Raw genomic sequence first — 5,287 nt, forward strand, 5'->3', positions numbered from 1 at the left:
CAAAGGAGTTTCATGAAACAAGGTGATTTTAGCGAAGTTGCAAAACACTACCATAACAGACCAGCATATTCAAGTATGCTTATAGAAAAGCTCATAAAATGTGTAAATGATCAAAATAAAAGCACATTAAAAGTTGTAGAAGTAGGAGCGGGTACGGGAAAGCTTACTAAAATGCTTGCTGATGAGTTTAACCTTTGTATAGATGCAGTCGAGCCAAATGATAATATGCGTGAAGAGGGTATTAAATTTACTCAAAATTCACAAAATATTACTTGGCATAAAGGTAGCGGAGAAGAAACTGCTATGCCTAGTAATTATGCTGATTGGGTAATCATGGCTAGTTCTTTTCACTGGACAGATCCTAAAAAATCCTTACCTGAGTTCGCAAGAGTGCTTACAGGGGGGGGGTATTTCACTGCTATATGGAATCCACGCCATATAGCTAAAGGCTCTGTGTTTTATGAAATTGAAGAGGAAATTAAACATATTATACCAGAGCTTACTCGTGTAAGTAGTGGGGTGCAAAATGTTAAAAACTGGGAAGAAATCTTAGTAAGTACTGGAGATTTCAAGGATTGCTTTTTTATGGAGTGTGATTATAAAGAGCTTTGGAGTAAAGAGCGTTATCTTGGGGTTTGGCATTCTGTAAATGATATTCAAGCACAAGCTGGAAAAGCTAGATGGGAAGAAATTTTAAAAATGATAGAAAATAAAATTTCTTCTATGGATATGATTGAAATTCCTTATAAAATCCGTGCATGGACGGTACATAAGGCATAGAAAATCTTTTAGCTTTTTTAGCTTTGCTATTAAAGTTAAAGGAAAAAAATGGAAAAAATAGTAGAACAAGTTTGGGATTATACTAAGCATGCAAAATTTTATTCATATAGACCAAATTATGCACCACTTAGTATAGATATGCTAGTAGAGCTTGCTAAAAGAACTAGTCAAAGTTCAAAGATAAAAGTTGCAGATATTGGAGCAGGTACAGGGAATTTGAGTATTCTGCTTTTAGGGAGAGCTTGTAAAGTGGTAGCGGTTGAGCCAAATGATGCAATGCGTGAAATTGGTATAGAAAGAACTCAAGGTCAAGATGTAGAATGGGTAAGAGCTACCGGTATTGACTCTACTTTAAAAGATGGAGAGTTTGATTGGGTGAGCTTTGGAAGTAGCTTTAATGTGATGGATAGATCAATGGCACTAAAAGAAAGTCATAGATTGCTCAAAAAAGGATGTTATTTTACTTGTATGTGGAATCATAGAGATTTAAATGATCCTATTCAAAAAATAGCAGAAGATATTATTGTTAGTTTTGTTCCAAATTATACAAGAGGCACAAGAAGAGAAGATCAACGCCCTATTATAGAAGCACATAAAGAGCTTTTTGATAATATTATTTATTTGGAAGAAGATTTTTACTTTCATCAAAGTGTAGATAATTATATCAATGCTTGGAAAAGTGTAAAAAATCCTTATTGGGATCTTGAGACTAAAGAAGGTAATGAGTTGTTTGAGAAAATCACTGATAAGTTAAAACAAGAATTACCAGGTGAATTTGATATTAAATATACAACAAGAGCTTGGAGTGCAAAAAAAATATAAAAGAGTAATATTATGGATAGATTAGTTTTTCAAACAAAAGCAAGAAATTTACAGAATTTAAAAAATATACTTAAAAATGCAAAAGTTTTAGATGTAGTTATCACTTCTTTAAAAGAAATCATTCAAGATAAAGAAGAAGTGCTTAAAAAAATTATCAATCTAAATGCGAAAAAACTAATCATCCGTAGTTCTTCTAATAGCGAAGATAGTTTAAAAAGTTCCAATGCTGGAGCTTTTCTAAGTTTGGCTAATGTAGATATTAATGATAAAAGCCAACTTTTTAATGCTTTAGAAAAAGTAGGTCATTCTATGCCTAGTGAGAATGATGAAATTCTAATCCAACCTATGCTTTTAGATATTAAAAAATGTGGTGTTGCTTTTAGTGTAGATAAGGATAATTTTGCTCCATATTTTTGTATAGAATATGATGAAAACGGCTCTAATAGTTCCATTACAGATGGAAGTGCTAAAAATGCTAAAACATATTTTCACTACCGTGAAAATGAAGATATAAAAGATCCATATATGCAAAAAGTTATTTTATTATTAAAAGAACTTGAAAGTTTATATGGTTGTAATTTTTTAGATGTAGAATTTGCTTTTAATGATCAAGATGAACTTTTTTGCTTGCAAGTTAGACCTTTAATAATGCAAGAAAAAATTAATCTTTTTAATAACTTGCCTAAAGAAGCTTTACATAGACTTTATAAAAGATTTGTATCTTTACAAGAACCAAGATCTAGAGTGCTTGGAGATAAAGCCATTTTTGGTGTAATGCCTGATTGGAATCCAGCAGAAATTATAGGACTTAGACCAAAAAGATTAGCTTTTAGCCTTTATAAAGAAATCATTACAGATAACATTTGGGCTTATCAAAGAGATAACTATGGTTATAGAGATCTAAGATCACATCCTTTAATCCATTCTTTTTTGGGTATTCCTTATGTGGATGTGAGACTTTCTTTTAATTCCTTTATACCAAAAACACTTGATGAGAATATTGCTAAAAAGTTAGTTAATTATTATTTAGATAAATTATATGAAAATCATGAGTTGCATGATAAAGTAGAATTTGATATAGTATTTTCTTGTTATGATTTTCATATGGCTGATAAATTAGAACGCTTATTAGATCATGGTTTTAATAAAAATGAAATCAAACGCATTGAATTTTCTTTATTAAATCTTACTAATTCTATTATTGATATTAAAAATGGTTTGTGTTTAAAAGATATAGAAAAATCAAAACAAATGATTGTATATTATGAAAATATTATGCATTCAGATTTTTCACCATTAGATAAAATTTATTGGCTTTTAGAAGAGTGTAAAAGATATGGAACATTACCATTTGCTGGTGTTGCAAGGGCTGCGTTTGTGGCTATGACTATGCTTAATTCTTTGGTGGAAATTGGATTTTTTAGCAAAGAAGAAAAAAATGAATTTTTAAATTCTCTTCATACCGTTAGTAAAACTTTGAGTTATGAATTAGCAACTTTAAATGAAAATAACAAACAAGATTTTTTAAAACAATTTGGTCATTTAAGAGCAGGGACTTATAATATTTTATCTCCAAGGTATGATGAGGATTTTGATGGGTATTTTGATTTAAAACAAAAAAGTGAAATTAAAAAAGAAAAGAAATTTAAGATTGGCGATGATAAGTTGCAAAAACTTGATCAAATTTTAAAAGAACATGGAATTGAAGTTAATGCAAAAGAATTTTTTAGCTTTTTAAAAATAGCTATAGAAGGACGCGAATTTGTTAAATTTGAATTTAGCAAGCTCTTATCTAAAGCTATATCACTGATAGAGGATCTTGGAAATTATTATGGAATATCTAAAGAAGATATGGCCCATTTGGATATTAAGAGTATTTTAAATTTGTATTCTAGCGTGTATTCTAAAAATCCAAAAGATAAATTTTTGAGTGAAATTAATGAAAACAAACAAGAATATGAATTAAGTTTAGCTATAAAACTTCCGGCTTTACTAACTGATGCACATCAAATATTTGGGTTTTTTACTAGCTATATTCATCCAAATTTTATCACGCAAAAAAGCATTAGTGCTAATATTGCTTTAGAAAATGAACAAGATTTAAAAGGCAAGATAGTGTTAATCTATGCAGCTGATCCTGGATATGATTATTTATTTACTAAAGATATTGCAGGTTTTATCACTTGCTATGGTGGTGCAAATTCACATATGGCTATTAGAGCTTCTGAACTTGCTATGCCTGCTGTTATTGGCGTAGGTGAAGAGAATTTTAAAAAATATCTTCAAGCAAAAAAAATTAAAATTGATTGTCAAAGTGAGCAGATATTTTGTCTATGAAATTTATAGCTATTAGTCAAAGAATTTTAGAAAATCAAGATTATTATGAATTAAGAGAGTGTTTGGCACTTGATTGGGGAAGTTTTTTTAAAAAAGAATTAAGTGAGTTTTTACCTCTTCCATTGAGTTATGAAATTGATTTTAAAAATTATATCTCTAGTATTAGTGCTGTGATTTTAAGTGGGGGTAATGATTTAAGCTCTTGTAAATTTTCTTTTGTTAATCAAAAAAGAGACGAATATGAGAAAAACATTATAAAACATTGTATGCAAGATAATATCCCTTTGCTTGGAATTTGCAAAGGAGCACAGATGATTGCTTCTTATTTTAATTCTACCATTTGTCCTTGTAAAGATCATATTGGAAATCATGAAGTATATTTAAATAATCAAATAATCAATGTCAATTCATATCATAATTTTGCTATTAAAACATTAGGTAATGAGCTTGAGGCGTTAGCAAATGCAAAAGATGAAACAATAGAAGCTTTTAAGCATAAAAAATTTAGTATTTACGGTCTAATGTGGCATATTGAAAGAGAAAATGGTATGAGCGAAAAAAGTATTTTTAATGCGTGGTTAAAGGATATAAAATGAGAGCTATAATTTTAGCAGCAGGGTTTGGTTCAAGGTTAATGCCTTTAACAAAATATAATCCAAAATGTATGGTTGAATATAAAAATAAAAAAATCATAGACTATGAAATTCAGGCTTTAAAAGAAAATAATATTCATGAGATATGTGTAGTTGGTGGATATTTATTTGATGTTTTAAAGGATTATGTGGGTAAAAATCATAATTTGGAGTTGTTTTATAAAAATGAAAACTATGATAAAACTAATATGGTCCAGACTTTATTTTGTGCTAGAGATTTTTTACAAAGTTGTATTGAGGATGAGCAAGATTTGATTGTTTCTTATGCTGATATAGTTTATTTTAAAGATAGTATAGAAAAACTCAAACAATCAAAAGATGATTTTGCTGTTATTGTGGATAAAGCTTGGAAAGAACTATGGTTAAAAAGGTTTGAAAATCCACTTGATGATGCTGAAACTTTAAAATTACATGATGATTTTATAGTAGAGCTTGGCAAAAAAGCAAAAAGTTATGATGAAATTCAAGGGCAATATATAGGCTTATTTAAATTTTCTCATCATTTTTTAAAAGAAGTTTTAAAAACTTATGATGAGCTTGATAGAACTTTACTTTATGATGAAAAAGATTTTAAAAATATGTATATGACAAGTTTTTTACAAATTTTAATAAATAAATACAAAAATGCAAAAGCTATAAAAATCAATGGAAATTGGTGCGAGATAGATTTTATGAGCGATTTAAGAGTGGAGATT

The 5,287-nt window shown here is 28.9% G+C and carries 5 protein-coding genes; all 5 read left to right on the top strand.

Annotated elements, in window-relative coordinates; genetic code table 11:
• The first annotated feature begins 12 nt into the window (after positions 1-12).
• A complete protein-coding gene (locus tag L8Y18_RS08325) occupies positions 13-780 on the top strand; it encodes a class I SAM-dependent methyltransferase (RefSeq protein WP_173786981.1) in 768 nt (255 codons plus the stop codon).
• A gap of 48 nt (positions 781-828) precedes the next feature.
• Positions 829-1,602, top strand: a complete 774-nt coding sequence (locus L8Y18_RS08330; protein WP_263669303.1) for a class I SAM-dependent methyltransferase — start codon at positions 829-831, stop codon at positions 1,600-1,602.
• A 12-nt stretch (positions 1,603-1,614) separates the two neighbouring features.
• The gene (locus tag L8Y18_RS08335) at positions 1,615-3,939 is read left to right on the top strand and encodes a PEP-utilizing enzyme (RefSeq protein ID WP_263676640.1); all 2,325 of its coding nucleotides are present in this window, start codon (positions 1,615-1,617) and stop codon (positions 3,937-3,939) included.
• The gene (locus tag L8Y18_RS08340) at positions 3,936-4,535 is read left to right on the top strand and encodes a gamma-glutamyl-CDP-amidate hydrolase (RefSeq protein WP_263676641.1); all 600 of its coding nucleotides are present in this window, start codon (positions 3,936-3,938) and stop codon (positions 4,533-4,535) included. The genes L8Y18_RS08335 and L8Y18_RS08340 overlap by 4 nt, the downstream gene beginning before the upstream one ends.
• Positions 4,532-5,287 (top strand): phosphocholine cytidylyltransferase family protein (locus L8Y18_RS08345; protein WP_263660013.1); only part of this gene is annotated, 756 nt, incomplete at its 3' end. The genes L8Y18_RS08340 and L8Y18_RS08345, both read left to right, overlap by 4 nt.

Source organism: Campylobacter sp. CNRCH_2007_0968H (assembly GCF_025773245.1).
Classification (GTDB): domain Bacteria; phylum Campylobacterota; class Campylobacteria; order Campylobacterales; family Campylobacteraceae; genus Campylobacter_D; species Campylobacter_D lari_D.